At 74.4% G+C, this 26,849-nt stretch carries 25 protein-coding genes; 17 read left to right on the top strand and 8 right to left on the bottom strand.

Features of this window, described 5'->3' with window-relative positions:
- The first annotated feature begins 55 nt into the window (after nucleotides 1-55).
- Nucleotides 56-1,024, top strand: coding sequence for a helix-turn-helix transcriptional regulator (locus IH00_RS0104135; RefSeq protein WP_031069646.1), 969 nt, complete (start codon nucleotides 56-58; stop codon nucleotides 1,022-1,024).
- On the opposite strand, the gene IH00_RS0104130 is transcribed toward IH00_RS0104135, so the two are convergent.
- Nucleotides 1,025-1,954, bottom strand: a complete 930-nt coding sequence (locus tag IH00_RS0104130; protein ID WP_031069645.1) for an SDR family oxidoreductase — start codon at nucleotides 1,952-1,954, stop codon at nucleotides 1,025-1,027.
- 98 nt (nucleotides 1,955-2,052) lie between these two features.
- Between IH00_RS0104130 and IH00_RS0104125 the strand changes: the two genes are divergently transcribed.
- Nucleotides 2,053-2,571: a DUF4240 domain-containing protein gene (locus tag IH00_RS0104125; protein ID WP_031069644.1), complete on the top strand. Its 519-nt coding sequence runs from the start codon at nucleotides 2,053-2,055 to the stop codon at nucleotides 2,569-2,571.
- 29 nt (nucleotides 2,572-2,600) lie between these two features.
- On the opposite strand, the gene IH00_RS0104120 is transcribed toward IH00_RS0104125, so the two are convergent.
- On the bottom strand, nucleotides 2,601-3,365 hold the full coding sequence (locus tag IH00_RS0104120) for an SDR family NAD(P)-dependent oxidoreductase (protein WP_031069643.1): 765 nt from the start codon (nucleotides 3,363-3,365) through the stop codon (nucleotides 2,601-2,603).
- 76 nt (nucleotides 3,366-3,441) lie between these two features.
- Here IH00_RS0104120 and IH00_RS0104115 point away from each other — a divergent pair, with 76 nt between their 5' ends.
- Entirely contained in the window at nucleotides 3,442-4,071 is a 630-nt protein-coding gene (locus IH00_RS0104115) for a TetR family transcriptional regulator (RefSeq protein WP_031069642.1), read from the top strand.
- On the opposite strand, the gene IH00_RS0104110 is transcribed toward IH00_RS0104115, so the two are convergent.
- Nucleotides 4,058-4,567 carry a GNAT family N-acetyltransferase gene (locus IH00_RS0104110; RefSeq protein ID WP_031069640.1) on the bottom strand — a complete coding sequence of 170 codons (510 nt, stop codon included), beginning with the start codon at nucleotides 4,565-4,567 and terminating at the stop codon, nucleotides 4,058-4,060. The genes IH00_RS0104115 and IH00_RS0104110 overlap by 14 nt on opposite strands.
- A gap of 44 nt (nucleotides 4,568-4,611) precedes the next feature.
- Here IH00_RS0104110 and IH00_RS0104105 point away from each other — a divergent pair, with 44 nt between their 5' ends.
- The 6 genes from IH00_RS0104105 to IH00_RS0104080 all read left to right on the top strand — a co-directional run bounded on the left by IH00_RS0104105 (nucleotide 4,612) and on the right by IH00_RS0104080 (nucleotide 12,654).
- Nucleotides 4,612-5,514 carry a TIGR01777 family oxidoreductase gene (locus IH00_RS0104105; RefSeq protein WP_031069638.1) on the top strand — a complete coding sequence of 301 codons (903 nt, stop codon included), beginning with the start codon at nucleotides 4,612-4,614 and terminating at the stop codon, nucleotides 5,512-5,514.
- Between the two features lie 324 nt (nucleotides 5,515-5,838).
- Nucleotides 5,839-7,200 carry an NAD(P)/FAD-dependent oxidoreductase gene (locus IH00_RS0104100; RefSeq protein WP_031069635.1) on the top strand — a complete coding sequence of 454 codons (1,362 nt, stop codon included), beginning with the start codon at nucleotides 5,839-5,841 and terminating at the stop codon, nucleotides 7,198-7,200.
- A gap of 75 nt (nucleotides 7,201-7,275) precedes the next feature.
- Nucleotides 7,276-8,418 (top strand): macro domain-containing protein, encoded by a 1,143-nt coding sequence (locus IH00_RS0104095; protein ID WP_052411161.1) that lies wholly within the window; start codon nucleotides 7,276-7,278, stop codon nucleotides 8,416-8,418.
- A complete protein-coding gene (locus IH00_RS0104090) occupies nucleotides 8,409-9,104 on the top strand; it encodes a hypothetical protein (protein ID WP_234334762.1) in 696 nt (231 codons plus the stop codon). Before IH00_RS0104095 ends, IH00_RS0104090 begins: the two co-directional genes overlap by 10 nt.
- A 3-nt stretch (nucleotides 9,105-9,107) precedes the next feature.
- A complete protein-coding gene (locus IH00_RS0104085; protein ID WP_031069629.1) occupies nucleotides 9,108-9,782 on the top strand; it encodes an RES family NAD+ phosphorylase in 675 nt (224 codons plus the stop codon).
- A 1-nt stretch (nucleotide 9,783) separates the two neighbouring features.
- Nucleotides 9,784-12,654 carry a CHAT domain-containing protein gene (locus IH00_RS0104080; protein WP_031069626.1) on the top strand — a complete coding sequence of 957 codons (2,871 nt, stop codon included), beginning with the start codon at nucleotides 9,784-9,786 and terminating at the stop codon, nucleotides 12,652-12,654.
- Between the two features lie 231 nt (nucleotides 12,655-12,885).
- Here IH00_RS0104080 and IH00_RS0104075 read toward each other — a convergent pair whose 3' ends face one another.
- Nucleotides 12,886-14,766 (bottom strand): caspase family protein, encoded by a 1,881-nt coding sequence (locus tag IH00_RS0104075; protein ID WP_031069623.1) that lies wholly within the window; start codon nucleotides 14,764-14,766, stop codon nucleotides 12,886-12,888.
- A gap of 151 nt (nucleotides 14,767-14,917) precedes the next feature.
- Here IH00_RS0104075 and IH00_RS0104070 point away from each other — a divergent pair, with 151 nt between their 5' ends.
- Complete coding sequence (locus tag IH00_RS0104070) at nucleotides 14,918-15,961, top strand: hypothetical protein (RefSeq protein WP_031069621.1); 1,044 nt, start codon at nucleotides 14,918-14,920, stop codon at nucleotides 15,959-15,961.
- 108 nt (nucleotides 15,962-16,069) lie between these two features.
- On the opposite strand, the gene IH00_RS0104065 is transcribed toward IH00_RS0104070, so the two are convergent.
- A complete protein-coding gene (locus tag IH00_RS0104065; RefSeq protein ID WP_031069618.1) occupies nucleotides 16,070-17,539 on the bottom strand; it encodes an NsdA family TPR-like regulatory protein in 1,470 nt (489 codons plus the stop codon).
- A 407-nt stretch (nucleotides 17,540-17,946) separates the two neighbouring features.
- Here IH00_RS0104065 and lipB point away from each other — a divergent pair, with 407 nt between their 5' ends.
- The 4 genes from lipB (at nucleotide 17,947) to IH00_RS0104045 (ending at nucleotide 21,103) form a co-directional block, all read left to right on the top strand.
- On the top strand, nucleotides 17,947-18,765 hold the full coding sequence (gene lipB, locus IH00_RS0104060) for a lipoyl(octanoyl) transferase LipB (RefSeq protein ID WP_031069615.1): 819 nt from the start codon (nucleotides 17,947-17,949) through the stop codon (nucleotides 18,763-18,765).
- Between the two features lie 123 nt (nucleotides 18,766-18,888).
- A complete protein-coding gene (gene lipA / locus IH00_RS0104055; RefSeq protein ID WP_039946200.1) occupies nucleotides 18,889-19,842 on the top strand; it encodes a lipoyl synthase in 954 nt (317 codons plus the stop codon).
- A 351-nt stretch (nucleotides 19,843-20,193) separates the two neighbouring features.
- A complete protein-coding gene (locus tag IH00_RS0104050) occupies nucleotides 20,194-20,388 on the top strand; it encodes an SCO2195 family GlnR-regulated protein (RefSeq protein WP_031069612.1) in 195 nt (64 codons plus the stop codon).
- A gap of 10 nt (nucleotides 20,389-20,398) precedes the next feature.
- Nucleotides 20,399-21,103 (top strand): DUF4191 domain-containing protein, encoded by a 705-nt coding sequence (locus tag IH00_RS0104045; protein ID WP_031069610.1) that lies wholly within the window; start codon nucleotides 20,399-20,401, stop codon nucleotides 21,101-21,103.
- 212 nt (nucleotides 21,104-21,315) lie between these two features.
- Here IH00_RS0104045 and IH00_RS0104040 read toward each other — a convergent pair whose 3' ends face one another.
- Nucleotides 21,316-21,783 carry an RDD family protein gene (locus IH00_RS0104040; protein ID WP_078887547.1) on the bottom strand — a complete coding sequence of 156 codons (468 nt, stop codon included), beginning with the start codon at nucleotides 21,781-21,783 and terminating at the stop codon, nucleotides 21,316-21,318.
- Between the two features lie 209 nt (nucleotides 21,784-21,992).
- Here IH00_RS0104040 and glnA point away from each other — a divergent pair, with 209 nt between their 5' ends.
- On the top strand, nucleotides 21,993-23,402 hold the full coding sequence (gene glnA, locus IH00_RS0104035) for a type I glutamate--ammonia ligase (protein WP_031069606.1): 1,410 nt from the start codon (nucleotides 21,993-21,995) through the stop codon (nucleotides 23,400-23,402).
- A gap of 225 nt (nucleotides 23,403-23,627) precedes the next feature.
- Here the strand turns inward: glnA and IH00_RS0104030 are convergent, their stop codons facing one another.
- Nucleotides 23,628-24,788, bottom strand: a complete 1,161-nt coding sequence (locus IH00_RS0104030; RefSeq protein ID WP_234334761.1) for a winged helix DNA-binding domain-containing protein — start codon at nucleotides 24,786-24,788, stop codon at nucleotides 23,628-23,630.
- 129 nt (nucleotides 24,789-24,917) lie between these two features.
- Nucleotides 24,918-25,193: a hypothetical protein gene (locus IH00_RS0104025; RefSeq protein ID WP_031069602.1), complete on the bottom strand. Its 276-nt coding sequence runs from the start codon at nucleotides 25,191-25,193 to the stop codon at nucleotides 24,918-24,920.
- 132 nt (nucleotides 25,194-25,325) lie between these two features.
- Between IH00_RS0104025 and IH00_RS0104020 the strand changes: the two genes are divergently transcribed.
- Complete coding sequence (locus IH00_RS0104020; protein ID WP_031069601.1) at nucleotides 25,326-25,691, top strand: arsenate reductase family protein; 366 nt, start codon at nucleotides 25,326-25,328, stop codon at nucleotides 25,689-25,691.
- Between the two features lie 115 nt (nucleotides 25,692-25,806).
- Nucleotides 25,807-26,637: an RlpA-like double-psi beta-barrel domain-containing protein gene (locus IH00_RS0104015; protein ID WP_031069599.1), complete on the top strand. Its 831-nt coding sequence runs from the start codon at nucleotides 25,807-25,809 to the stop codon at nucleotides 26,635-26,637.
- Nucleotides 26,638-26,849 lie beyond the last annotated feature (212 nt).

Raw genomic sequence — 26,849 nt, 5'->3', positions numbered from 1 at the left:
CAGGAGTCCCCCCACGCCCACCCGGGCGTGGGGGGACTCCTGCATGATGTGGGGCATGCGCGCTGCCCGGCTGATCAAGATGGTGCTCCTGCTCCAGTCCCGGCCGTCCATGACCGCCGCCGAGCTGGCGCGCGAGCTGGAGGTGTCGGAGCGCACCATCACGCGGGACGCGCTCGCCCTGTCCGAGGCTGGGGTCCCGGTGTACGCGGACCGGGGGCGCGCGGGCGGCTACCGGCTGATCGGCGGTTACCGCACGCGGCTGACGGGCCTCGCGCGCAGCGAGGCGGAGGCGCTGTTCCTGTCGGGGGTGCCGGGGGCGCTGCGGGAGATGGGGCTCGACGACGCGGCGTCGGCGGCCCGGCTGAAGGTGTCGGCGGCGCTGGTGCCGTCGCTGCGGGACGCGCCGGTGGCGGCGGCCCAGCGCTTCCACCTGGACGCGCCGGGCTGGTACCAGGAGCCGGAGACCCCGGAGCTGCTGCCGGCGATCGCGGAAGCGGTGTGGGACGACCGGCTGGTCTCCGTCCGCTACCGCCGTGACGACACCGAGGTGGAGCGGGAGCTGGCGCCCCACGGGCTCGTGCTGAAGGCGGGTGTCTGGTACCTGTGCGCCCGCGCCGGGGAGGCGTTCCGGGTGTACCGGGTGGACCGCTTCACCGCCGTGGCGGTGGGGGACGACCGGTTCGTCCGGGAGGAGGACTTCGACCTGCCGGGGTTCTGGGAGGAGCGGGCGGCCGAGTTCGCCCGCTCGATCCTGCGGGCGGAAGCCGTGGTGCGGCTGACGGAGGCGGGGGCGCGCGGCCTGCCGTACGTGACGGACCGGGCCGCCGCCCGGGAGGCCCTGGAGGCGGCCGGTCCGCCGGACGCGGAGGGCCGGGTGACGGTCACCCTGCGGGTGGAGTCCGAGGAGGTGGCGTACGGCCAGCTCCTGCAGCTCGGCCCGGAGGCCGAGGTGCTGGAGCCGGCCTCGCTGCGCGCGCTGTTCGCACGGGCGGCGGACCGGATGTGCCGCCTCTACGCACCCTGATCAGCGGTAGTCCTCGACCGGTGCGTCCTTGCCGCCGTGGACGACGTCGAGGAAGTACGCCCAGCCGTCCGGCCGCGAGCCGTCGGTGTCCGTGAAGCCGTACACCTTGGCGAGCTGCCCGCTGGACAGCGACTGCCCGTTCCACCGGGCCCTGTCGGGGTCGGCGGCGAGCGCGGCGACCGCCCGGCCGACGTACGCGGGCGATTCCGCGACGGCGAAGTGCGGCTCCTTCGCGAGGGCGTCGCGCCAGTTCTCCTCCGTGACGCCGTAGATGTCGAGCATCATCTCGGAGCGGAGGTATCCGGGGCTCAGCGCCACCGCCGTACCGCCCACCTCCTCGAGGTCCTCGCCGAGGGCGAAGGCCATGCGCAGGGGCGCGTTCTTCGCCAGGTCGAAGTAGAAGTTCTCGCGGAAGCGCTTGTTGTACTCGGTGGTGCCGTCCGTCATCTCGACGACCAGCCCGCCCGGGTGGCGGATCAGGAGCGGCAGGGCGCAGCTGCTGGTGATGACGTGGCTGCGGACGCCGAGCTCCAGCATCCGCAGGCCCTGGTCCAGGTCCGTCTCCCACATCTTCTTGCCCCAGGGGATGAGGTGGTCACCGCCCCAGAGGCTGTTGACGAGGACGTCGAGCCGCCCGTGTTCCTCGTCGATGCGGGCGACCACGGAGCGGACCTGGTCGGGTACGAGGTGGTCGGCCGGGACGGCGATGCCCCGGCCGCCCGCGGCGGTGACCAGTTCGGCGGTCTCCTCGATGGTCTCGGTCGGCCGGCCCACCTCGCTGACACGGGTCCGGGTGGTGCGGCCGGTGGCGTACACGGTGGCACCCGCGGCGCCGAGTTCGACGGCGATGGCGCGGCCCGCGCCGCGCGTGGCGCCCGCGACGAGTGCGATCTTCCCGCTGAGCGGCTTGTCCTGGTTCGGATGCTTCATACGACGACGGTGTCACCCAAAGGCGACATCCTCTGTCCCGTTTCATTTCGGTCGCTCCGCGTGCGGCGCTCGCCGTGAGCCAGGATGCTGGTCCCGTGATGGACGAAACGGAGTTCTGGGAGATCATCGACACGACCCGCGAGGCCGCCGAGGGCGACCCCGAGGACCATGCCGAGCTGCTCGTGGAGCGGCTGCTGCAGCTCGACCCCGACTCCGTGCTGGACTTCGCACGGCACTTCGAGTCCCGTTACCAACGGGCCTACACCTGGGACCTGTGGGGCGCGGCCGCCGTGCTGCTGGGCGGCGCGAGCGACGACGCGTTCGACTACTTCCGCTGCTGGCTGATCGGCCAGGGCCGGGAGGTGTTCGAGGGCGCGGTGCACGACCCGGATTCGCTGGCGGAGCTGCTGGGCGACTTCGACGAGGAGATCGACGGGGACGGCGAGGAGCTGGGGTACGCGGCGGACGAGGCGTACGAGCAGCTCACCGGGACGGTCGCGCCGGACCTGGGCATTCCGCCGCAGCCGCCGGAGCCGGAGGGCACGCCGTTCGACTTCGACGACGACGCGGCGCTGGAGGAGAGGTTCCCCCGGCTCTGGGAGCGCTTCGGTGTGTGACGGCAGGGTGCCGTGCGGCGGCGGGGCCGTCAGAAGTGGGTGCCGCCGTCGATGCGGATCTCGGTGCCGGTGATGAACGCGCCGTCCTCGGAGCCGAGCATGGCGACGACCCCGGCGACGGTCTCGGGTGCGGCGAAGCCCTGGCCGATGGCCGGGATCAGCTTCATGAACAGGCTCATGTCGGCGTCCTGCGGCAGGCCGGGGCCCTTGCCGGTGGTCATGCCGGAGGCGATGGAGCCGGGGGCCACGCAGACCGCGCGCAGGCCCTGCTTGCTGTACTCGCTCGCGATGGTGTGGGTCAGCGCCCGGATGCCGCCCTTGGAGGCCGCGTACGCCGCCATGTAGGGGTGGGCGAAGCTCGCGGAGGTGGAGGAGAAGTTCACGACGACGGGCCGGTCGCCGTCGAGGAGGGCGGGGAGGGCCTCGCGGATCATGAGGAAGGTTCCGGTGAGGTTGACCGCGAGGACCGTGTTGAAGAGGTCGAGGCTCGTGCGGTGGGTGTGCTCGGAGCGCAGGATCCCGGCGGCGTTGACCAGGACGTCGAGCCCGCCGAGCGTCTCCACGGCGCCGGCCGTACCGGCGGTAGCCGAGGCTTCGTCCGCGACGTCGAGGAGGGTGGTGGTGAGGCGCGCCGCGTCCGCCCCGGCCCGGGCGTGCGTCTCCGCCAGCCCCGCCGCGTCGACGTCGGCGGCGACGACCCGGCCGCCCTCGGCGAGCACGCGCAGGGTGGTGGCGCGGCCGATGCCGGAGCCGGCGCCGGTGATCAGGACGCGGCGGTTCTCATAGCGCTTCATGGCGACACGTTACGCCGCACTGGCACGTTTTGCCACCGTCTCACGGCGCCGTACGGCGGGCGTACGCTGGGCCGCGATGAGCACCGAGCCCGCGCTGACGCTGACCGAACGCCGCAAGGCCGCGACGCAGCTCGACATCGCCCGCGCCGCGGCGGAGCTCTTCGCCGAGCGCGGCCCGGACGGCACGACGGCCGAGGAGATCGCCCACCGGGCGGGGGTCGCGCTGCGCACCTTCTACCGGTACTTCCGCAACAAGCAGGACGCCGTCGCCCCGCTGCTCGCGGGCGGCGCGGACCGCTGGCGGGCCCGCCTGGCGGCGACGGAACCCGGCACCGTGCCCCTGGCCGAGGCGCTGGAGCGTTCCGTCGCCGACGCCCTGTCCGTCCCGGACGCGACAGCCGCGGAGGGCCTGCGGTGGACCCGCGGGCTGCTGCGCGCGGCGGACGGCGACCCGGCGCTGCGGGCCGTCTGGTACCGGGCCAACCAGGAGTCGGAGGAGCGGCTGCGGCCGGTGCTCGCGGCGCTCGCGGGCGAGGGTGCCGATCCGCTGGAGATCCGGCTCGCGGCGGCCGCGGCCACGGACGCGATCCGGGTGGCGCTGGAGGCGTGGGCACCGACCGAGGCGCCGCCCGGCGAGGTGGCCGCGCTCGCGGTGCGGTGCCTGCGCGAGCTGACCGGCGGGATGCGCCTGTTCAGTCGCCGGTGAGCAGGCTGCGCCCCATGAGGACGTCGTCGACGTACCGCCCCTGCAGGAAGAACTCGCCCGGCAGCACGCCCTCGACGACGAACCCCTCGGACGCGTACAGGGCGCGTGCGGGCGCGTTGTGCCCCAGCACCCGCAGCGTCATGCGGGTGGCGCCCTGGCGGCGCGCCTCGTCGCACGCGGCGCGCAGCAGCGCCCGTCCGACGCTGCGGCCGCGCGCCCACTCGGCGACGGCGAGGCCCTGGATCTGCCGCACGTGGGTGTTGCAGGCGAGCCGCGTCGGCGGGACGACCCGCACGTAACCGGCGAGGCGGCCGTCCTCCGCCTCCGCCACCAGGAAGTCCTGCGGGCGGTGGGTGGAGTCGAAGAAGGGGTCGTAGGGCGGCTGCGGCCGCGGCGCGACCGCGTGCAGCGGCGACCAGGTGGCCCGGTCGAGCTCGCCGAGCGGCTCCTCATCGCCCGGAAGAGCGATCCGGATGCTTATGTTGGGGTCGGTCATGACCGCCACTGTGCCATGAGGGGTCCCCGGGGCAGGATGGGCCCATGCGCCGTACCGACACCGCCCGTATCGCCGTCACCGGTTCCTCCGGTCTCATCGGCTCCGCCCTCACCCGCTCCCTGCGGGCGGACGGCCACGAGGTCGTCCGCCTCGTGCGGCGTCCCGCGCGGGCCGGGGACGAGGTGGAGTGGGACCCCCGGCGGAGTTACGTCGACGTGGCCGGCCTGGTCGGCTGCGACGCCGTCGTCCACCTCGCGGGCGCGGGCGTCGGCGAGCGCCGCTGGAACGAGGCGTACAAGAAGGAGATCCGCGACAGCCGGGTGCTCGGGACGGCGGCGATCGCGGAGGCCGTCGCCTCCCTGGACACCCCGCCGAAGGTGCTGCTGTGCGGGACGGCGCTCGGCTACTACGGGGACACCGGCGCCCGCGCGGTGGACGAGACGGCGCCCGCGGGGGAGGGCTTCCTGCCGTCGGTGTGCGTGGAGTGGGAGGGGGCCGCGGCCGCCGCCCACGAGGCGGGCATCCGCGTGGCGTACGCCCGCACCGGGCTGGTCGTGGCCCGGGAGGGCGGCGCGTGGGGCCGTCTGTTCCCGCTGTTCCGCGCGGGCCTGGGCGGGCGGCTCGGCTCCGGGCGGCAGTACTGGAGCTACATCTCCCTGCACGACGAGATCGCCGCCCTGCGCCACATCCTCGACACCGGGTCGCTCTCCGGGCCGGTGAACCTGACCGCGCCCGAGCCGGTCACCAACCGCGAGGTCACCTCCGCGATGGCGCGCGTCCTGCGCCGCCCGGCGTTCCTGCACGTCCCCTCCCCCGCCCTGCGGATCGTCCTCGGCGACTTCGCCCAGGACGTCCTGGGCAGTCAGCGGGTCCTGCCGGCCCGTCTGCTGGAGTCCGGGTTCCGCTTCGCCTTCCCGACGATCGACGGGGCCATCGCGGCGGCGTGACCGGGGGTCGGGAGCCCGCCCGGCGGGATCCGGTCGCCGCCCTCACGAGCGGCACGCGGACCGTTCCGGCCCGTCGGGAGGTCGCCGGCCGCCCGTACGCCCCGGCGCGGGGGACAGCGGGGAGCCGGCAGCCGTGGCGTGATCCGTCGGGTGCGCAAGAGGTCGCACGCCCGTGCGACCCCTCCATGCACCGGTGACCCCCCGCACGCGCGACTGACCGGTACGACGGGGCGCTCCTACGCTCGGGCTCGAACGCGGCATTCCGTCGCCTCGCAGAGGGCATGAGCCCCCCACGCACCGAACCGCCACCCCGGGGAGGGACACGTGCTCAGTACCGCACAGCACGCGGACGTCGTCATCGTAGGAGCAGGGCTCGCGGGACTGTCCGCGGCCCACCAGCTGGCCAGTGCCGGGCTGACGGTCAGCGTCCTGGAGGCCGCCCCGCGGGTCGGCGGCAGGATGGGCACCGAACACGTCGACGGGTTCCGGCTGGACCGGATCGGTCAGCTGCTCAGCACCGCGTATCCCGAACTGCGCCGGGCTCCGGGCGTCGACGCCGCCGCGCTGCGGACGTTCCGGCCCGGGGTCATGGTGCACAGCGAAGGCCGGCTGCACCGGATGGCGCCGGTCCGCCCGGTCGAGGCGGGCGACGCGGCCCGCACCCCGTACGCGGCGCTCACCCGGGCGCGCGCCCTCGCCCACGCACCCCGGACGCTGGACCAGGCACGTCTGGGTGCCGCGCTGGGGAGGCTGGCGAGCACCCCGGCCACACGGCTGCTGGCCCGCCCGGAGCGGTCCGCCGCGGATGCGCCGGGCGCGGGGGCGGCGGGGCGCGGCCTGCCGCCCCGTACGGTCAACCGCTTCCTCAGGCCCCTGCTTTCGGCACTGCTCGGCGACCCGGACCTGACGGCCACCTCCAGCCGGGCGGCCGACCTCGCGCTGCGCGGTTTCGCGCGGGGCCGGCTGTGCGTGCCGGCGGGTGGCGCGTCGGCGCTGCCGGAGCGGCTGGCGGCCGCGCTGCCGCCCGGCACGGTGAAGACCGGCGTCCATGTGAAGGACGCCTCGATCAACCGGGTCGTCACGGCCGAGCACGGCGAACTGGCCTGCCGCGCCCTGGTCGTGGCCACCGGCGCCCGCGCCGCCGCGGACCTCCTGCCCGGGCTGCGCGTACCGGACTTCCACCCGGTGACGGTGCTGCACCACACGGCGCCCGCGCCGCCGCCGGCGGATGCCGCGCTGCTGCTCGACGCCGACCGCACCGGACCCGTCACGTACACCGCCGTGATGAGCGCGGTGGACCCGGCCCGGGCGCCGGAGGGCCGCGTCCTGGTCACCTCCACGGTGCTCGGGACACCGCCGGAGGGTCTGGAGCCGCTGGTGCGCGGGCAGTTGGCCGGCCTGTACGGCACGGGCACGGCGGACTGGGAGCTGCTGGCCGTCCACCACGACCCGGAGGCCGTCCCGGCGATGCCCCCGCCGCACGACCTGCGCCGGCCGGTGCGGCTGCTGGCCGGACTGTACGTCTGCGGCGACCACCGGGACACCAGTACCGCGCAGGGTGCCCTCCACTCGGGCCGCCGGGCCGCCCGCGCGGTGCTGCGGGACCTGGGGGTCCCGGACCGGCGACCCGGGGACGACCGGATGTCGACCGCGGAGGGACCCGAGGGCCGCCGCGCGGCCGCGTAGCGTGGGCGTGTGGGCCGCGTGAGCCGTTGTCCACAGGGCTTGTGACGCCGGTCACCCGAGCACGATCATGGACGCATGTCCCTCGGAGCACAGCCTTTTGACGTGGCGTCGGTTCTGCGGGAGGTGAAGATGGTCCGCCTGGAAGGCGTGGTGCGGATCCGCGATCTCGACCTCCCGCTGCTGCGGCGGGCCGCCGTGGCGGTTCCCGGCGCCGTGACCGACGCATGGCCGGTCGAGGTGGAGAACCTGCTGCGTGCCGCGGTGTCCCGGCTCGGCGGGGGCGATCTCCAGGAGGCCGCGGAGCGCACGCTGGGCCTGGCGCCGGGGATGCGCGACCGGGCGGCGGCCGACCGGCGCCGGCTGGCGGCCGAGGTGTACCGCCTGAGTGTCGAGCGCTTCCGCAAGAGCCAGGAGGAGATGGTCCTGGGCCAGATCGCCGAGCAGGTGTGCTGGCTCGCGGGCACCGGCTCCGGGGCCCGGACCGCCGCGGCCCCCGAGATCGCGCTGCTGCCGCCGCACCTCCAGCACCGGGCGCTGCGGGTGCCGCGGGCCGGGCGGCCCCGGACGGTCGTCCTGCACGTCCACCCGGTGGAGCTGGTCCGGGACATGGACGTGATCGTCTCGCCGACCAATACGCACCTGGCGTTACCGGAGCCGTACAAGGCGTCCGTGTCGGCGGCGCTGCGGCGGGCGGGGGCCGTGCGGGACACGGCGGGCGACGTGATCGCGGACCCGGTGCACGACGCGCTGGCGCAGTGGCGCGCGGAGCACGGGGTGGCGCGCCGCCCGGCCCTGCCGGGGACGGTGGCGCCGACCGCGCCGGGTGCCCTGGCCGAGCAGGGGGTGCGCCGCATCTACCACGCCGCGGTGACGGTCCCCCGGCCCGGTACGAACGACTACGACGTCACCCCGCAGGACGTGGCCCGCACGGCGGCCCGCGCCCTGGCACTGATGTCGCTGGAGCGGGACGGCTTCACCCCTCCCCTGCGGTCGGTCTGCTTCCCGCTGCTGGGGGCCGGCCGCGGCGGGCTGGCGCCGGGGACGAGCGTGAGCGCCCTGTGGTCGGCACTGGCCGCGGACGCCGACCCGGACCGGGAGCTGCATCTGATCGTACGAAGACCGCTGATCGCGGATCTGGTGGTCGAGGTGCTCGGGGCCGAGCCGCTCCCCGGGGACGCCGAGGGTGCGGCGGAAGGACGCGGGTGCGGGTGCGGGTGAACGGGAACCCCTTCGTGATGCTGGCCGCCTTCGCGGCCGACTGGCCCCGGCTGTCCCGGCTGCTCGACCCGGAGGCGCGGAGCGCGCTGAGCGGTCTGCTCGCCGAACTGCGCGCGGCGGGCACCGGGGACGCCGACCGCGCCGTACGGGCCGTACGGACGGTCCTGGAGGCGCTGCCGGACGACGAGGCGGCCCGGCTGCGCCGCCACGGGGACGGCGGGCGGTTCACGGGCACCGCGTCGCCCGCCGCGCTGTACCAGGGCTGGAGCGCCGCCGACCTGTGCCTGCTCGTGGTGGACGGCAACCCCATGGTGGGCCCGGTGCTGGGGCCCGTCCGGGACCGGCTGCTGAGCGCCCCCGCCCTGCCGTGGACCGGTGCCGGGGCGGCCGATCCGCGTCTGATCGTGCTGTCGGCCCCGGACGGCGGACGGCGGCTGCCGGCCTTCCAGTTCGAGGCCGGGACCATGCCGTGGGCAGTGGTCCTGGAGGTCAACACGGTCCTGCGGGCCGGCGCGGACCCGTGGGGCGCGGCCGACTGGTGGCTGTCCGCCCACACGTGGTGGAACGGCACCCCGCCCGCAGGGCTGCTGGGACGGGGCCGGGACGACGAACTGCTGGCCGCGGCCCGGGCGCTGGCCGGCACCGAAGACCCCGACGGTCCCGACGGTCCGGACGGGGGGTGGTAGGGCATGCCCAAGTACCCGCCCCCGGACGTCCTGCCCGGGACGCCGACGAGGGCCACCCTGCCGGCGGGCACGGCCGTGTACCGCGTGCACGCCACGCACCGGGCCGCCGCGGCCTTCAACCCGCACCCCGCGCGCGCTTTCTACGACGGCGGCCGGTTCGACAGCACGCCGTACGACCGCTACGGCTTCCTGTACGTGGGCTTCGGCGTGGGCGCGGCGGTCAGCGAGGTGCTGCTGCGCTCGGTGCCGTTCGACGGGGACGGCGGGGTGCGCCTGCTGCCCCGGGTCGCCTTCGAGCGGCGCAGCCTGTCCTTCCTGCGGCTGGCCGCCGACCTGGAGGTGGTGTCGCTGATGTCCGGCGCGGACCTGGCGGCGGTCGGCCAGGACACCTGGCTGGTGCACGCGGAGAGCGCGGACTACCCGCAGACGCGGGACTGGGGCCACTGGATCCGGCAGCGGACGAAGCCCTGGTCGCAGGGGTTCGTGTGGCCGTCGAAGCGGGAGCCCGCCGACCGGGTGGCGGTTCTCTTCGAGGACCGGTGCCCCGTGCCGCCGCTGGAGCCCGCGGGGGCGCCGCCGGTCGACTTCGGCACGCCGGAGGGAGAGCGCTGGCTGAACGGGGTGCTGGCGCCCTACCTGGCGCAGGCCGCGCCGCGAGCGACCGGGCGGGGGATCTGACGTGACGGTGAGGCCCTACGACCTGGACGCGGTGCTGTCCGAACTGCAGAAGACCGGCCCCCTGACGAGCGGTGAGGAGCTCGCCCGGGTGAACGCGCTGGTCTGCGACCGGCTGGGCCGCGCCACCCCGGCGGAGGCGTTCGAGCGCCTGTACACCGACTGGCGGGCGCTGCGGCGCGGATCGGCGGAGTCGGGCCTGCGCGCGGGACAGATCCTCATGCTCCTGACGGTCCTGCAGTTCGGCCTGCCGTCCGCCACGACGCGGCAGCGGGACGAACTGCTGGCCGAGGCGCGCGCCCACGGGCCGCGGGACGAGCGCTGGCAGGCCGCCGTCGCGGGCATCGCCGGCCAGTCCGTCCTCAATCAGCCCACCGCCGGCCCCGCCGATCTCGAGCAGGCCCTGGCGCGGGTGGAGGAGGCGCGCGCCCAATTGCCCCCCGACAGCCCGGAACGGGACGCGTACGACCTGACCCACGCCCATCTGCGGGTGCTCCTCGCGCAGTACGGCGGCGGCGAGGACGAGTTCGACTCGGCCCTGGACGACCTGGGCAGACTGGTCGACACACCCGCGCTCGACGGCATGCGGCGCCTGGAGATGGCCGGCCAGCTCGCCGCGTTCCGGACGCGCCAGGCCGCGCGCCGCGACGACGAGGCCGGGCTCGCGGCGCTGATCCCCGAGCTGGAGTCCGTGCTGGCGCGGCTGCCGCCCGACCACATGGACCGGGTCACGTTCGAGTCGTACCTCGACGCGGCCCGGGGCAGTCTGGCGGTGTTGCGGGGCCGGCGTACCGGGGTCGTCGACGACCCCGGTACGCCGGACGCGCCGCCGGTGGAGGAGGTGCGCCGGCAGCTCGCGCCGCTGCCGGCGGGCGCCCGGGCCGACAAGCTCGGGGAGGCGGCGATCGGCCGTACCGTCCGCGGGCTGCTCACCCGCTGCCCGGAGCGGGTCCTGGAGGCCGTCGAGCTGCTGGGGGACGCCCTGGACCTGATCGAGCCGGACGACGAGCGGTGGATCCGCTACGCGTGCGTCCTCGGCAACTGCCACTGCGCCGTGGCGGGGATGACGGGTACGTTGCAGCAGCGCGGCGACCACCTGGACCAGGGCATTTCCTGGCTGGTCCACGCGCGGCGGCTCGCCGGCGGCCCCGAGTACCCGCTGTGGGGCGCGCTGGGGATGTCGCTGGCGATGGCGTACCGCATCCGGGGCGACGTGCAGCCGCCGGGCACAAGGGCGGCGCGGCTCAACCACGACCGGTCGCGGAGCGTCGGCCTGGACGCGCTGCGCGCCGCCGCCTGGAGCGTCCTGCTCCAGTCGGGTACGGCGCACGCCGCGGAGACCGGGCGGCGCGCCGGGGAGTACGCCCTGGACGTCGCCCGCTGGTGCCTGGCCGACGATGCGGTCGAGGACGCCGTGGGCGCCCTGGACGCGGGGCGCGGACTCGTGCTGCACGCGGCCACGGTGGCGACCACCGTGCCCGACATGCTCACCGCGCTCGGCCGGTCCGACCTCGCGGACGAGTGGCGCGGCACCGGCTCGCCCGCCCCCGAGCTGGGCGAGGACGCGGTGCTGACCGGCGGTCCCGCGCTGTCGGGCCCGTCCAGCCGGCTGCGGCGGCGCGTGCTGGAGGCGCTCGCGGCCTCCCCGCAGCGGCGGCGGCTGCTGGACGTGCCGTCGCCCGCGGACATCGGCGCGGCGCTGCGGGCGCTGTCCGCGACGGCGCTGGTCTATCTGCTGCCCGGCGGCGAGGGCCTGCTCCACGACCAGCGGCTGCCCGGTACGGCCCTCATGGTCCACGCCGACGGATCGGTCCGTGCGCTGCCGCTGCCCGGACTGACCGAGGATGCCGAGCCGTTGACCCGGTACCGGGCCGTCGGGGCGCCGGGGCGTGACGCGGGCGGCCCGCCCGCCGCTCCCCCGCCCCCGGAGCCGGACACCGCCGGTCCGGCCCGTGCCGCGCTGGAGCGGCTCTGCGACTGGGCGGGGCAGGCGGTGATGGAGCCGCTGCTCGGGAAGGTGCCGCGCGGCTACGGCACGGTCCCCGCCGTCGTCCTGGTGCCCATGGCCGAGCTGGGCATGGTGCCGTGGCACGCGGCGCGCGTCCCCGTACGGCACCGGCTGCGGACGCGCCCCGGGCACGCCTGCGAGCAGGCCCGGATCTCGTACGTGCCGTCCGCCCGGCTGCTGTGCGAGGTGGCCGCCCGGCCCGGCACGGGCGCGGGTACCGGTGCCCGCGCCGGGCGGCAGGCCCTCGTGGTCGGCAACCCGACCCGGGACCTGCACCACGCGGGCGAGGAGGCCGAGGCGATCCACCGCACCTTCCACCCGGACGGCGAGCTGCTCGGCCCCGGCACCGCCACGCCGGCTGCGGTGACCGGCTGGCTGCGCCGCCAGCGCGGCGGCCTGCTGCACCTCGCGTGCCACGGGGTGGTCCGCCAGGGCGCGCGGCACAGCACCTACCTGGACCTGTCGGGCGGGCGGCTGGCGGCGGAGGAACTGACGGAGGGCACGGACCGCTACCGGGACCTGGACCTGGTCGTACTGGCGGCCTGCCGTACGAACGTGTCGGGCCGCGGCTACGACGAGGCCTACAGCCTGGCGACCGCGTTCCTGGTGGCGGGCGCCCGCTCGGTGGTGGGGTCGTTGTGGCCGGTGCCCGACGAGGCGACGTCCCTGCTGATGTACATGACGCACCACTACATGAGCCGGGACGGCCTGCCGCCCGGCCAGGCCCTGCGCAGCGCGCAGCTGTGGATGCTGGACGACCGGCGACAGGCCCCGCCCGGGATGCCCCCGCGGCTGGCCGAGCGGGTGCCGCTGGTCAGGAGCGACGACCTCACCGGATGGGCGGGTTTCACCCACCTGGGCCGCTGAGGGGACGACGGGCCGGGGGCGCCGCGCGCGCCTCCGGTGCGCGCCCGCCGAGGCCACGGCAGCCGGGCGCTTCCGGTCGGGCTTCCATGCCGCCCCTACCGGGCAACTCCCGAGGCCCGGTGAGCCGCCGGCGAAGGCGCCGCGGACGGCTGAGGCGCCCGTGGGGGGAACCTGTCCGCCTCCGTCGGTCCTGCGGCGGCACCGGTGCAGGGAAGCGGGCCCGCCGAACGGTTACGGGACCACGGTGCGCAGGTCGATCATGGCGGTGCCCCACCGGCCCACCTCGTGCGCCGGGCCGCCCGCGTCGCGGCTGCCGCGTGGTGGGGCGAGCCGGAGCAGCCCGCCGCCCGCCGGGGCCGTCGCGCCGCGCGCCGCTCCCGGTGCGGCCGGGGACCAGGGCGGCAGCCGGAAGGGCGCGGTGTTCAGCTCGTTCTCCGCGACGATCGCCTTCAGCCAGTCGCGGGTGGAGGCGCCGCGCACCACGGCCCGCCCCGGCGGCAGGCGCAGCCATACGGGCTCCCCGTGCCGCGCCAGGCCCGCGCGCCCGGGCCCGATGAAGTCGCCCTCGTACAGGCTCGGGGACGAGCCGTAACTGTCCGTCAGGTCGAGCAGCACGCACCACAGTTCCAGCGGTGAGTCGTTGTGGACGCGGACCCGCACCTGGGGTTCCCGGTGGTCGGCGGTGTACGTGCAGACGGTCTCGCCAGTGGCGGTGTGCCCGACCGTGCCGACGAGCGGCTCGATCGTGACGCGGACGAGCGACGACAGCCACGGATCGGGGTTGGCGAGGTCCCGGATGTGGTGCCAGCGGGCGATGTGGGTGAGGCAGTCGGCGAGGCGGCCGGCGTCGGCGGCCGTCCGCAGCGGCAGCGGTCCCAGAGGGTGCCCGTCGCCGCCGGACACCCGGGCCCGGCCGTCACCGTCGGCCTCGACGCGCAGCGGCAGCCCGTCCCCGCCCTCGGCGAGCAGCGGCGCCCCGGTGAGCGCCTCCGACACCATCCGTACGGCGCCGGGCGGGCCGAGCACCGTCACGGCGGCGGGCGGGAAGGCCAGGGCGGACGGGGTCACCGGGTACACCCGGTCCCGCTCGGCGGGCAGCGGTCGCCGGTCGACGGGTTCCACCAGGGCGGACTCCGGGCGTACGGCGGTGACGGCGACCCGGCGCCCGTCCTCCCCGAGGAGCGTGAACTCGGCGCCGGTGGCCCGCAGTCCGTGCGCGTACCCGCAGTCGACCTCCCAGCCCGAAGTGGTGTGCCGGAGCAGGAACGGCGAGCCGGGGACGGTGTCGCCGTGCAGGAAGCTCCGGTCGTGCGGACCGCGCAGCCCGGGGTGCTGGAAGGGATGCAGGCTCCGCACCCGCGTCTCGGCGAGGGCGTGGAGCGAGCCGTTCGCGGCCGTGGGCCCGAGCCGGTGCAGGGCCTGGAGCAGCGCATGGCTGAAGCAGCCGCGGACCCGCCCGTCGAGCTCGGCCTCATGGGCGCGCTCCTGGGGCCGGCAGGCGGCGAGCAGCACGTGCCGCCGCGGCTCGGGCCCGCCCGGCGCACCGCCGTCCCGCGGGCCACCGGTGCCGCCGCCGGAGCGATCCGCACGCGCCGCGGCGCCGCCCGGGTGGCCGCTCGTGCGCCACCACGGGCGCCACTCCACGCCGCGCGCCGTGGCTCCGGCGAGGGTCTCGCGGGTGGCGCCGCCCGCGTGGCAGCAGTCGAGCACGGCGACGACGTGGACGCCGCGCCCGGCGATCGCGTCGAGGAGGGCGCCGAGTTCGGTGTCCTGCAGCAGCGGCTGGCCGCCGGCGTCGAGACTGTCGTGGCAGACGAGGGCCTGGCACATGCCGGTCGCCTCACGGGGGTCGTCGGTCGCGCACTCGCTGCCGTGCCCGCTGAACCACAGCAGCGCGGTGTCGCCGGGGCCGCCCCGCCCGAGGTGCTCCTCGATGGCCCGCACCACCGCGGCCCGGGTGGCCTGCGCGTCGTGCAGCGTCCGTACGCGGGTGGCCGGACCGCCGTGCCGCCGCAGCCAGCCCTCCGCTTCCCGCACGTCGTTGACACAGCCGCGCAACGGCGCGCCCGGGTAGTCGTCGATGCCCACGAACAAGGCGTACACGGTGCGCATGCCGCGATCCTGCCAGGCCGTGCGGGGCGGCGGCAGGGCGTTTCCCGGGCGTTTGCCGGGCACCTGCCCCGATCCCCGTGTGCGGGCGGGTCTTTGGCAGTTGACTGTCCTGGACGCTTCATCAACGCGCGAGTGCAGGAGGGATGTCGGCGTGACGATCGGGGGGCAAGGTCCCTACGGCCCGCCATGGCCGCCACCGGGGAATCCGTACGGGCCCGCCGGTCCCTACCCGCCGCACGGCCCCCGTCCGCCCTCCGCCCCCTTCCCGCCGTACGGCCACGCGCCGGACCACCCCCACCCGTACGCCCCGTACGGGCCGTATCCGCCCCCGCCGCGCCCGTCGCTGTGGCGGCGGTTCCGCGAGGACGAGTGGCCGACCCTCAGGGAACTGCTGGGGATCGTCCGCCGCATCCCCGGCTGCATCTGGGGACTGGTGCTGTGCTGCGGCTGGCCCTTCGTGGTCCTGCTGCTCACCTACCCCCTGGCCCGCTCGGCCCGCCGCGCGTCCCTGCTGGTCTTCCCCGTGGACCGGGCCCGCCGCCTGCTGGATCCGGACCTGGTGCTCCTGCAGAAGATCCGTGCGGGGCTGGCGCTCGCCGCGTCCTTCGCCATCCTGGCGGTGTGGGGCACGTCCGAGGACTGGGAGGAGGCGCAGGACCAGTTCACGTTGCGTCTGATGACCACGCCGTGGCTGCTGCTGCTCACCGCGCCCCTGGTGCTGGCGGTCCTCTTCCGCTTCGCGCCGCCGGCCGCGCGGCCGGGGATGTGGTCCCGGCTGCGCCCGGCACGGCGGGCGGTGCTGTGCTACTTCGGCGCCTTCACGGCCGTACCGGCCCTGCTGCTGGGGATGTTCGCCCTCCACCGGAAGTTCCCGGACAGCGTGCCCGTCGCCGTCCTGGTGGTCGCGCTGCTGGCACCGGTCCTGTGGCTGGTGTTCTTCGTGGTGCTCTCGTCCCCGACGGCGGTGCGCACGGCGTTCAACACGACGCAGGTGCACGCCGCGCTGCCGGCCCTGCTCACCGGCGTCCTCGTATGGGAGTTCGCGGCCCTGAACCTGGCCATCGCCGAGTTGCCGCCGGGGCCGCCGCTGGTGCGGATGAGCGCCCTGCTCGGCGGTCCCGCGTCGGTGACGGCGCTGGTCTGGTGGGAGATCAGGCGCCTGCGCACCCGGTTCGGCGTGTCCCTGCGCGGCTGACCCCGGCGCCGACCGCAGCGGACGCTGACGCCCCGATCCCGGCGTCAGGTGTCAGGCGGGCAGGTGCCGGACGCCGGCAGATGGTCCGGCACCGGCAGATGGCCGGCCTCAGATCCCGATGGCGCCGACCCGGTCGCGGTAGTTCCGCACCGCCGCGGCGTCCTTGTACGGCTCCAGGCGGCGCTCGAAGTCGCGTACGTACTCGACGGCGCGGGCCGAGCGGATCTCCGACGCCTGCTGGGCGGCCTCCGCCCCGAGCGCACAGGCCTGGTCGAGCTCGCCGAGGCCCAGGCGGGCGGAGGCCAGTACGACGCGGCAGAAGAGGCGGCTGCGGGCGAACGCGGGCGCGCGGAGCTGGAGCGCGCGCTCCGCGTGCTGGACGGCGGCCCGGTACTGGTGGAGGTCACGGTGGCAGTGCGCGGCGTCGTCGGCGAGCTCCGCCTCGTCGAAGAACCGGGCCCAGTAGGGCACGTCGTCGCCCGGCCTGGCCCCGTCCAGCGCCCGCTCCGCCCGGACGAGCGCGGCGGCGCATGCCCGGACCTCGCCGAGCAGGGCGTGCCCGCGCGCCTCGACGGAGTGGAGCAGGCCCTGGACGACGGGCGGGGCGGCGGAGCCGACGCCCTGCTGGGCGACGCGCGCGAGCTGCACGGCCTCCCGCCCGTGGCCGAGGTGGACGGCCTGGCGGCTCATGGTGATCAGTACGTACGAGCCGTACGCGCGGTCGCCGGCGGCCTGGGAGAGCCGCAACGCCTGCACGAAGTACCGCTGGGCGAGTCCGTGCGCGGCGATGTCGTACGACGTCCAGCCGGCCAGCCGGGTGAGGTCGGCGGTCGCGGCGAACAGCCGTCGTCCCACGGTCTCCCCGTAGACGCCGCGCAGCATGGGCTCGGCCTCGTGCTCCAGGTAGCGGACGAGGGCCTGGCGGGCGTGGCCGCCGCCGTAGGCGTGGTCGAGGGTGCGGAAGAGCTCGCCGACGGAGCGCAGGGCGGCGATGTCGCCGCCGGTGACGCGCTGGCCGGGGGCGCGGTCGGTGCCCCGGTCGGTGCGCTCGGTGGCACGCTGGCGGGGCACGGTTCCCCGGCCCTGGACGGGGACCCGGATCTCGGCGGGCTGCGGGGGTTCGCCGCGCCCCACGCGCTCGTCGGCGCGGCCGATCAGCCAGTCCCGGCTGGGGACGACCAGCCCGGCCGGCGTGAAGGCGATCTTGCGCAGTTCGGCGTGGCTGCCGGAGTCCTTGCGCCACAGGCCGCTGACGATGTCGATGGCTTCCTCGGGGGAGGCCGCGAACTCCAGCCCGGCGTACACGGGCGCGCAGGCGTCGAGGCCCAGGTCCTGGGCGGACAGACGCCGCCCCAGGCGCCGGGTGAAGACCTCGGCGATCAGGGCGGGTGTGGTGCCGCGCGGCTGCTGCCCGCGCAGCCAGCGGGTGACCGAGGTCTTGTCGTACCGCAGGTCGAGGCCGTGTTCCAGACCGAGCTGGTCGACGCGTCTGGCCAGGCCCGCGTTGGAGAAACCGGCCTCGGCGATGAGGGCGGCGAGCTGGCGGTTGGGGGTGCGCTGCGGGGGGCGATCCGTCATCAGGTGTGCGCTCTCCTGCCTTGCCTTCCGGGTACCTTCCGGATGCTTCCGGGCCGGGGTGCAGACCCCCTTGGAACGGCGCGAATTTAACTGCCGCCGACGCCCGGACCGCCACGTTCGCCCCACATTCATCCGATCGTGTGAGGATTGGACCCGCGCTGACGGAGCAGGGGGTTGACGTTCCGCGCACCCCCCGGCACGCCCCGCGCCCACACCGGACCGGCGGTCCGGGAGCCGCCCCGAAGCCTCCGCGGACCGGGCCACGGACGGACCCCGGGGCGGGGGCGGACGGGCCGCGGTGCGGGATCCCCGGCCGGAACGGGCCCCGAACGCCCTGCCCGACCGCCACGGCCGGTGCCGCCGTACAGTGGCCGAGGCGCGATTCGCACACAAGAGGGAGGCGTGCCGTGAGTGAGCTCCGATTCGTCCGTCTGGGATTCGGCGAGGAAGCCGTCGAATACCGGAAGGCGTGGGACAAGCAGCGTGAGATCCACGCCGCTCGCTTCGCGGACGAGATCCCGGACACCTGCCTGATGCTCGAGCACCCGCCCGTCTACACGGCCGGGCGGCGGACCGCGGAGAGCGAGCGCCCGCTGGACGGGACACCGGTCGTGGACGTGGACCGGGGCGGCAAGATCACCTGGCACGGCCCGGGCCAGCTCGTCGGCTACCCGATCCTGAAGCTGCCGCGCCCGGTGGACGTGGTGGCGCACGTGCGCCGCCTCGAGGAGGCGCTGATCCGCACCGCGGCGGAGTTCGGCGTGGAGACGACCCGGGTCGAGGGCCGCAGCGGTGTGTGGGTGCTCGGCGACCCGGTGGAGGAACGCCCCTCGCTGGGCGGCCTGTCGCTGGACTTCGACCCGCGGCTGCACGACGACGAGTTCGACCCGCGCCTCAACGGCCCGGAGTACGCCCCGTCCAACGCCGGCCAGCGCCGCGAGGACCGCAAGCTGGCGGCGATCGGCATCCGCGTGGCCAAGGGCGTCACGATGCACGGTTTCGCGCTGAACGTGAACCCGGACAACACCTGGTTCGACCGGATCGTCCCGTGCGGCATCCGCGACGCCGGTGTGACCTCGCTGGCTCAGGAGCTGGGCCGGGACCTGACGATCGCCGACGTGCTGCCGGTGGCGGAGAGGCACCTGCGGGACGTGCTGGAGAACGCGGAGCCGAGGCCGCGGGTGATCGACGGGGCCGGCGCCCCCGGCGAGGCGGCCGTCGCCTAGCCACGGGGAATGTCACGCCGTGGCCACAGGTTGGCCAAGCGTAACGACAGCCGCCGACAAGGCCGCATTTTTATGGGGCGTACCCTGGTGTTCGCCGAGGAATCGAAGCCGTAGGAGCCAGCCGTGTCCGCAGTCACTCCCGACGGACGCAAGATGCTGCGCCTGGAGGTCCGGAACAGCCAGACCCCCATCGAGCGCAAGCCCGAGTGGATCAAGACCCGGGCGAAGATGGGCCCCGAGTACAACCAGCTCCAGAAGCTGGTGAAGAGCGAGGGACTGCACACGGTCTGCCAGGAGGCGGGCTGTCCCAACATCTTCGAGTGCTGGGAGGACCGCGAGGCCACCTTCCTCATCGGCGGTGACCAGTGCACCCGGCGGTGCGACTTCTGCCAGATCGACACGGGCAAGCCGCAGGCGCTGGACCGTGACGAGCCGCGCCGCGTGGGCGAGTCGGTCGTCACGATGGACCTGAACTACGCCACCATCACCGGCGTCGCGCGCGACGACCTGGAGGACGGCGGCGCCTGGCTGTACGCGGAGACCGTGCGCCAGATCCACGCGCAGACGGCGGACAGGCCGGCCGGCCGCACCAAGGTCGAACTGCTGATCCCCGACTTCAACGCCGAGCCCGAGCAGCTGGCCGAGGTCTTCTCCGCCCGCCCCGAGGTCCTGGCGCACAACGTCGAGACCGTGCCGCGGATCTTCAAGCGCATCCGCCCCGGCTTCCGCTACGAGCGCTCGCTGAAGGTGATCACCGAGGCCCGCGCGGCCGGGCTGGTCACCAAGTCGAACCTGATCCTCGGCATGGGAGAGACCCGCGAGGAGGTCAGCGAGGCGCTGCAGGACCTGTTCGACGCGGGCTGCGAGCTGATCACGATCACCCAGTACCTGCGGCCGTCGGTGCGCCACCACCCCGTGGAGCGGTGGGTGAAGCCGCACGAGTTCGTGGAGCTGAAGGAGGAGGCCGAGGAGATCGGCTACTCCGGCGTCATGTCCGGCCCGCTGGTCCGCTCCTCGTACCGCGCCGGCCGCCTCTTCCAGCAGGCCATGGAACGCCGGGGCGAGACCGTCGCCTGACGCCGCGGCGGAGCACCGCCGTGTGAATCCGAGCACAAGCTATTACCGGCCAGTAACGTCCGGTTCGACGCGGTCCGTACCGTCCCCGCAGGTGGGGACGGTACGGGCCGCGCCGGCCTTCCGGGCCGTGTCCATGGCGCCTGCCTGAACGTTTCATCGGTGTTTGACCGCTCGGTCATGCCTTGGTAACACCAATCTGTGATGCTGTTCGTACGCAGTGCACACGCGCTTGCGTTCCGCTCCCGACGAACCCGCTCCGAGGGGGGACCCACCACCATGGCTCACCAGGTACGTGAGGCACACGAGGTACGCGATCTGCGCGAGGTGCGTGCACTGCGCACGCCCCGCGAGGTGCACGCCCACGCGTTCCCCTCCGTCACCGACGCCCTGCGCACGCTGGAGGCGCTGCTGCTGGGCGCGGGCCAGCGCACGGCCCGCCGCAACGCCTGGACGTCCGTCCTGGAGGACCGCGCCCGGGCCAGGGACCGGGTCGAGGCCCAGCACGTACTGGAGGGCGTGTCGGGCCGCACTTCCTCGGCCACGTAAACTTCACAGCATGGCGAGGAAGGCAAACTCAGACGGCGCTGACGCCGCTGCGAACCCCGGGCGACTGAAGCAGATCGCCCTGACGTACAAGATGACCCGAAAGGCCGACCCCAAGGTCGGTCTTGTCGTCGCGGGCGTGGGGATCGTCGTCTTCGGCGTCCTCCTCGCGATCGGCTTCCTGATCGGGCACCCGGTATACCTGGGCATCCTCGGTTTCCTGCTGGCCTTCCTCGCGATGGCGATCGTCTTCGGGCGCCGCGCCGAGCGGGCGGCCTTCGGGCAGATGGAGGGCCAGCCGGGTGCGGCGGCCGCCGTCCTGCAGAACGTGGGCCGCGGCTGGACGACCACCCCCGCGGTGGCGATGAACCGCAACCAGGACGTGGTGCACCGCGCCGTCGGCAAGGCCGGCATCGTGCTGGTGGCCGAGGGCAATCCGAACCGGGTGAAGTCGCTGCTGGCGGCCGAGAAGAAGCGGATGGCCCGCGTCGTCGACGTACCGGTCCACGACATCGTCGTGGGGACCGGCGAGGGCCAGGTCCCGCTGAAGAAGCTGCGCGTGACCCTGCTGAAGCTGCCCCGTGTGCTCTCGGGCCCGCAGGTGACGCAGGCGAACGACCGGCTGCGCGCGTTGGGCGACCTGATGAGCAACATGCCGCTGCCGAAGGGGCCCATGCCGAAGGGCATGCGGATGCCGCGCGGCGGCCGGATGCGCTAGGCCGACGCCCGACGGACACAGGAAGAGGGGCGCTCCGCGTTGGCGGAGCGCCCCTCTTCCGTCGGCTCGTGCGTGCGCCCGTCGCGGCCGCGCCGGCGATCCGGCCGGAGCGCCGTGTCCCCGCAGGTCGCCCGGCCGGCCGTCCCGGGGGGATGCCTCCCGTACCACGCGGACCGTGCCCGCGGTGGGGTGGCCGGAGCGGGGCAGGGGCGTCAGATACGGACCTGGACGGCGCGTGCGAGGCGGTCGTGCAGCCCGCGGCCGTCGCGGTCCCAGACGAGCGCGGGGATGGCCAGGCACAGCAGCACGCTGCGGACGGCCACCCGGACGATGCCGAGCCGCTCCCCGTCGGCCGAGATGACGCGCAGCCCGAAGATCCGCTTGCCGGGAGTGCTGCCGACCGTACCGACGGTGAGGAGGCTCAGCACGAGGAGCACGACGACGGCCCAGTTGCCGGCCGCGGTCTGGTCACCCCGCGCGATCAGCCCGTATGCGATCACCACGCAGAGCGTCCAGTCGATGAACAGGGCTCCGAAGCGCCGCCCGAGCGGGGCGATGGAGCCCGGCCCCTCCTGCGGCAGCCCGAGCCGCTCCCCCCGGTAACCGAAGTCGACACCCATGTCCTCGGCGGCCGCGCGCGGTCCGGAGAGCCACGATCCGATTGCTTGCCTGTTGTCCACCCGACCACGGTACTGTGCCCGCTTTCGATCACTTGCGCCCGGGTCCTTGCCGTGTTACCGGCCAGGCTGCTGGTTAACTTCACCGAAACAAATGGGTCATGCCTGAGAAATCCCGGGTACCTAGGGTCGGAACCAGCGTGTGCCACCGCACTGGCCTCACGACCGAGCTGCAACCCCGCCCCTCCCTGGGTGGGAGTAGGAGGAGTTGGATGTTCCAGAACGCCGACGAAGCCAAGAAGTTCATCAAGGACAACGACGTCAAGATGGTCGACGTCCGGTTCTGCGACCTTCCGGGCGTGATGCAGCACTTCACGATCCCGGCGACGGCGTTCGACCCGGCTGAGGAGCTCGCCTTCGACGGCTCGTCGATCCGCGGTTTCCAGGCCATCCACGAGTCGGACATGGCCCTGCGCGCCGACCTGTCCACGGCGCGGGTGGACCCCTTCCGCCGTGACAAGACGCTGAACATCAACTTCTTCATCCACGACCCGATCACGGGCGAGCAGTACAGCCGCGACCCGCGCAACATCGCCAAGAAGGCCGAGGCCTACCTCGCCTCCACCGGCATCGCGGACACCGCGTACTTCGGTCCCGAGGCCGAGTTCTACGTCTTCGACTCGGTTCGCTTCGAGACCTCCGCGAACCAGGGCTTCTACCACATCGACTCCGAGGCCGGCGCCTGGAACACCGGTGCGCTCGAGGACAACCGCGGCTACAAGGTCCGCTACAAGGGCGGCTACTTCCCGGCCCCGCCGGTCGACCACTTCGCCGACCTGCGCGCCGAGATCTCCCTGGAGCTGGAGAAGTCCGGCCTGCAGGTCGAGCGCCAGCACCACGAGGTCGGCACCGCCGGCCAGGCGGAGATCAACTACAAGTTCAACACGCTGCTCGCCGCGGCCGACGACCTGATGCTCTTCAAGTACATCGTGAAGAACGTCGCCTGGCGCAACGGCAAGACCGCGACCTTCATGCCGAAGCCGATCTTCGGTGACAACGGCTCGGGCATGCACGTCCACCAGTCGCTGTGGCAGGGCGGCGACCCGCTCTTCTACGACGAGCAGGGCTACGCGGGTCTCTCCGACACCGCCCGCTACTACATCGGCGGCATCCTGAAGCACGCCCCGTCGCTGCTGGCCTTCACCAACCCGACGGTGAACTCCTACCACCGCCTGGTGCCGGGCTTCGAGGCGCCGGTGAACCTCGTGTACTCGCAGCGCAACCGCTCCGCCGCGATGCGCATCCCGATCACGGGCTCGAACCCGAAGGCCAAGCGCGTCGAGTTCCGTGCCCCGGACCCGTCGTCCAACCCGTACCTGGCGTTCTCGGCGCTGCTGCTGGCCGGCCTCGACGGCATCAAGAACAAGATCGAGCCGGCCGAGCCGATCGACAAGGACCTCTACGAGCTCGCCCCCGAGGAGCACGCGGGCGTCCCGCAGGTCCCGACCGACCTCGCCTCGGTGCTGAACGCGCTGGAGGAGGACAACGAGTACCTCCAGGCCGGTGGCGTCTTCACGTCCGACCTGATCGAGACGTGGATCGACTACAAGCGCACCAAGGAGATCGAGCCGATCCAGCTGCGCCCGCACCCGCACGAGTTCGAGCTGTACTTCGACATCTAAGATCGCCGCAGGCCGGAGCGGATTCCGCTCGCCTGGGCCGTCCGTGGGCCGTCGGCCGTGCTCTTCCCTCACCGGAAGGCACGGCCGACGGCCGTTCCCGGAGGGTGAAGCCCGGGTCCGGGTGCCCGGATGTTCGGCGGGGGCCCGGAAGTCGGCAGTGTCGCCGTGACCGGCGGAAGAGGACCGGGGCCGGCACGGCGGCCCACCTCCGCCGGCGGCGGGCGTTCACGCGGAGAGGGCGCGCTCCAGCGGGGTGCGGAAGCGGGGGGTGACGCGGGTGCCGGCCAGCCGGGCGTGCAGACGGGACGCCTCCTCCTCGACCGCCCTCGCCGCCTCGCTCCCGGGGTCCGTCAGGAGGCGCCAGACCGGCCCGCCGTCCGGCCGCTGGGCCCAGCCGCCGATGATCCGGCCGTTCCACCAGACGGTGGGGCCGATGTTGCCGCTGCGGTCGAAGAGCTCGGCGCGATGGCCCGGGTCGAGGTACCAGTCGCGCTGCTGCCAGCCCATGGGGGTGGGGTCCAGCGCCGGGAGGAACGCGGCCCACGGCGCGGGCTCCTCGGTCGGACCGGTGTCGTCGGGCAGTACGTACCCGGTGGCGCCCTCGTCGAGGTCGGTCCCGACGGCGTGGACGGCCCGGAGCGCCTTGCGGACGTCCGTGACCTTCCAGCCGGTCCACCAGGCGAGGTCCGCCTCGGTCGCCGGGCCGTGGGAGGCCAGCCACCGCCGGACGAGCGCGGCCTGCGCCTCGGCCGGCGGGATGCCCGGCAGCGCGGGGGCGACCGCCCAGCGGAACCGGCTGGACGTCCACGAGCCGAGCGGGCGGCCCCGCACCACCTTGCCCTCGGTGCCGAGCAGCCGCAGCAGCCGCGTGGAGACGGTCTGCGGCTGCTCGTAGCGGGTCCCGGGGCCGTACAGGAACTGCTCGCGCAGCCGCGGCTCGTCCCGCGCGAGCTCGGCGGCGGTTGCCTCACCGCGCCGCTCCAGGGCCGCGAGGGCGGACTTCTCGACGTCCGCGAGCCATGCCTCGTCGAGGGAGCTGCCGGCCTTCAGCTGCTTGATGAGCGTGGCCCGCTCCCGGGCGGCGACGGCGTCGGTGGTGGACGACTGGACGACGGGCGCCAGCGCGGCCGGGACGACGAAGACCGTGTGGCGCATGGCGTGCATCCGCACCAGGGTGCGCTCCTCGTACAGCGCCCGCTCCATGGCCGCGACCGGGTCACCGGCCGCACCGGCCAGTCTGGCCACCGCGGCCAGGTGCACGGTGGCCGGGTCGGTGCCGTGCAGCGCCGTCAGCGAGTCGGCGACCTGCTCGACCGTGCCCGCGCGGGCCTCCTGGGCCAGGTGGTGGCGCACGGCGATACGGCGCCTGCGCTCTTCGCCGGTCATACGGGGACGCGGAAGGGTCATGGAGGAAACCTGTCCGGGTGACGGCTCAGGCCCGTGCCCGCCGCCCCGGGAGGCGGCGGGCACGGGCGGGTGGGCACGAGCGGGTGGGCACGGGAGGTGGTGGGCCGCTCAGCGGCCCGAGCGGATCAGGGTGCGCACCATGCGGCAGGTGGCGTCGGACGGCCGGTGCACGCCGACGCGGGCCGCGGTGGTGCGTATCGTGTCGTCGTCGGCCTTCGAGGGGTGGTAGACGCCCGAGTCGAGCAGGGCGATCGCCAGGCGCATGGCCTTGAGGCGGCGGTTGTGGGAGACGTACCACTCGCGGGGACGGCCCGCGGGCAGTGGCTTCCTGTGCAGAGGCTTCCAGGGTTCGAGGGGCAGTGTCCGGACCGCGGCGACAGCCATCGGCGACCTCCTGGTACGCGGTGTGGGGGCCCTCCCCCGGGCCCTCACGAACTACCCCGATTTTACCGGCGACCACTGACAATCGGCCCTGGCCGGACCGGCTGTGAGGGGTCGGACGGTACGGTGTCGGCCATGGAGATCTGGATCAATCCTGCCTGTTCGAAGTGCCGCGGAGCCCTGGAGCTGCTCGACGGGGAAGGCGCGCGGTACACCGTCCGCCGCTACCTGGAGGACGTGCCGTCCGCGGACGAGATCCGGGGTGTGCTGGAGCGGCTCGGGCTGGAGCCGTGGGACATCACCCGCACGCAGGAGGCCGCGGCCAAGGAGCTCGGCATGAAGGACTGGCCGCGCGAGGCCTCTGCGCGCGAGCGCTGGATCACGGCCCTCTCCGAGCATCCCAAGCTCATCCAGCGCCCGATCATCACGGCGGACGACGGTTCGGCGGTGGTCGGACGGACGGAGGAAGCGGTCCGGGACGCGCTCGACCGCTCCCGCTGAAACGCTTGTGACAAAAGCGAGTTGAGAAAAACCGGCTTACTACTCGTACGTAGGGGCACACACGGAACCCATCCGGCCGCCGCTCCCCCGTGCGGCCGGGGACAGGAGCCCCCACGTGTCACGCAAGAAGACCCTCAGCGCGAAGAAGAAGATCGCCCTGTTCGCCGGCGCGGCAGCGCTGGTCGGCGGTACGGCGGTGGTGATGACCGGGACCAGTCAGGCGTCGGTCGCCTGCGACGGACTGGCCACCGCGCTGAGCAACAACGAGAAGTTCATCGCCGGGCAGCAGGCCAACCCCGACGCCCAGTCGGAGGCACGGATCGCCAACCGGCAGGCGGTCATCGAGCAGATCAAGCGCCAGCAGGCCGCGGCGGGCTGCGAAGTCGGCCAGGGCGGCGCGGGCCAGGCAGCCGGCGGCAACGGCGGCGCAGGCCAGGCAGCCGGTCAGAACGGCGGCGCAGGCCAGGCAGCCGGTCAGAACGGCGGCGCAGGCCAGGCAGCCGGTCAGAACGGCGGCGCAGGCCAGGCAGCCGGTCAGAACGGCGGCGGGCAGGGCGGCGCGGGCCAGGCAGCCGGCGGCAACGGCGGCGCAGGCCAGGCGGCCGGCCAGAACGGCGGCGCAGAGCAGGGAGCCGGCGGCAACGGCGGCGCGGAGCAGGCGGCCGGCGGCAACGGCGGCGGGCAGGGCGGCGCCGCGGGTGAGGTCGTCTGCGCCGGGTCCACCGTGACCCTCTCCGGAGAGGGCGGCGCCCCCGCGGCCTCCAGCAACCAGTTCCCCGTCGGCACCAAGCTCAAGGTGACGAACCTCGACAACAACAAGTCCACCACCGTCGAGGTCACCTCCGTCTCCGGAAGCTGCGCCCTGCTGAACAACGCCGCGTTCGAGCAGGTCCGCGAGCCGGGCAAGTTCCTCATCCGCAAGGCCCGCATCGAGCGCGTCGGCTGACGCGGACGGGCCCCCGGCGGGCCCCGCCGACAGGAGGCGCGGCTTCGGTCGGCGAGCCGCGCCTCCGCCCTAAACGGTTCGGACCGGCGTGGTCACCGGTGCTACGTTGCGGGGGCCGGCCGCGGGACTCCGGCGCGACTTCCGGGACTTGCCCTGTAAAGCAACGATTCAGCTGTTCGCGCCCTCATTCCCCGGCCGGCACCGGCTTTCGC

The organism is Streptomyces sp. NRRL S-118 (assembly GCF_000716335.1).
Classification (GTDB): domain Bacteria; phylum Actinomycetota; class Actinomycetes; order Streptomycetales; family Streptomycetaceae; genus Streptomyces.
The sequence above is the reverse complement of the archived record's forward strand: the minus strand, read 5'-3'. Positions and strand labels throughout refer to the sequence as shown.

Coding starts and splice junctions, on each gene's coding strand:
- IH00_RS0104135 (WP_031069646.1), top strand. CDS start 56: ATGCGCGCTGCCCGGCTGATCAAGATGGTGCTCCTGCTCCAGTCCCGG.
- IH00_RS0104130 (WP_031069645.1), bottom strand. CDS start 1,954: ATGAAGCATCCGAACCAGGACAAGCCGCTCAGCGGGAAGATCGCACTC.
- IH00_RS0104125 (WP_031069644.1), top strand. CDS start 2,053: ATGGACGAAACGGAGTTCTGGGAGATCATCGACACGACCCGCGAGGCC.
- IH00_RS0104120 (WP_031069643.1), bottom strand. CDS start 3,365: ATGAAGCGCTATGAGAACCGCCGCGTCCTGATCACCGGCGCCGGCTCC.
- IH00_RS0104115 (WP_031069642.1), top strand. CDS start 3,442: ATGAGCACCGAGCCCGCGCTGACGCTGACCGAACGCCGCAAGGCCGCG.
- IH00_RS0104110 (WP_031069640.1), bottom strand. CDS start 4,567: ATGACCGACCCCAACATAAGCATCCGGATCGCTCTTCCGGGCGATGAG.
- IH00_RS0104105 (WP_031069638.1), top strand. CDS start 4,612: ATGCGCCGTACCGACACCGCCCGTATCGCCGTCACCGGTTCCTCCGGT.
- IH00_RS0104095 (WP_052411161.1), top strand. CDS start 7,276: ATGTCCCTCGGAGCACAGCCTTTTGACGTGGCGTCGGTTCTGCGGGAG.
- IH00_RS0104085 (WP_031069629.1), top strand. CDS start 9,108: ATGCCCAAGTACCCGCCCCCGGACGTCCTGCCCGGGACGCCGACGAGG.
- IH00_RS0104075 (WP_031069623.1), bottom strand. CDS start 14,766: ATGCGCACCGTGTACGCCTTGTTCGTGGGCATCGACGACTACCCGGGC.
- IH00_RS0104065 (WP_031069618.1), bottom strand. CDS start 17,539: ATGACGGATCGCCCCCCGCAGCGCACCCCCAACCGCCAGCTCGCCGCC.
- IH00_RS0104045 (WP_031069610.1), top strand. CDS start 20,399: ATGGCGAGGAAGGCAAACTCAGACGGCGCTGACGCCGCTGCGAACCCC.
- glnA (WP_031069606.1), top strand. CDS start 21,993: ATGTTCCAGAACGCCGACGAAGCCAAGAAGTTCATCAAGGACAACGAC.
- IH00_RS0104030 (WP_234334761.1), bottom strand. CDS start 24,788: ATGACCGGCGAAGAGCGCAGGCGCCGTATCGCCGTGCGCCACCACCTG.
- IH00_RS0104025 (WP_031069602.1), bottom strand. CDS start 25,193: ATGGCTGTCGCCGCGGTCCGGACACTGCCCCTCGAACCCTGGAAGCCT.
- IH00_RS0104020 (WP_031069601.1), top strand. CDS start 25,326: ATGGAGATCTGGATCAATCCTGCCTGTTCGAAGTGCCGCGGAGCCCTG.